The sequence below is a fragment of the Sinorhizobium sp. 6-70 genome, from assembly GCF_030124375.1.
Classification (GTDB): Bacteria; Pseudomonadota; Alphaproteobacteria; order Rhizobiales; family Rhizobiaceae; genus Sinorhizobium.
Genome location: NZ_JASKLS010000042.1, coordinates 1 through 598, shown reverse-complemented (window position 1 = coordinate 598; position 598 = coordinate 1). Strand labels below are relative to the sequence as shown.

The window sequence follows — 598 nt, the reverse complement described above, 5'->3', positions numbered from 1 at the left end:
GACCTCACCATCCTTGCGTCGGACGGCACGATTGTCGTGGCGGGCACCGCCGGCGAGCAACTCGACATTTCGGCGCAAATCAACGCGCTGCCGGCCACCCTGATCAACACTTTCGCCCCGACGCTTGGCGCCGAGGGCGCAATCGGCGGCACCGTCGATGTCAGCGGGGCGGCAGCAGCGCCGGTGGTCGGATATGAGCTCGTCTGGACCGGCGCCTCGATTGCGTCGGTTCGCTCCGCCGGCATCGTCGCGCAGGACGTCATGGCGAAAGGCACGGTCACGGTTGCCGAAGGCGATGTCCGCTTCGATCCGCTGGCGATCGAAAGCGGCGCCTTCCGCGGCAACGTCACCGGCCGCCTGGACCGGGCGAATGCGACCGCCGAGGTGGCCTTCAAGCTGTTCGCCGAACCGCATCTGCTGCCTCCCAACCTCGCGGCGAAATTCGACAGGACGATTGCGGTTTCCGGTAACGTCGCAACCGGCGAAGGCGGCAGCGTCAGGCTGAGTGCGCTCGAACTTACCTCCGGCACCATCGACGCCCGCGGCACCGCTGCCCTTGCCGAAGGCGCCCTGACCGCGGATATCGAAGGCACGCTGC

At 67.7% G+C, this 598-nt stretch carries 1 pseudogene; it reads left to right on the top strand.

The window, feature by feature from the left end:
• Positions 1-598, top strand: a pseudogene (locus QN222_RS30235) (translocation/assembly module TamB); the annotation flags it as partial.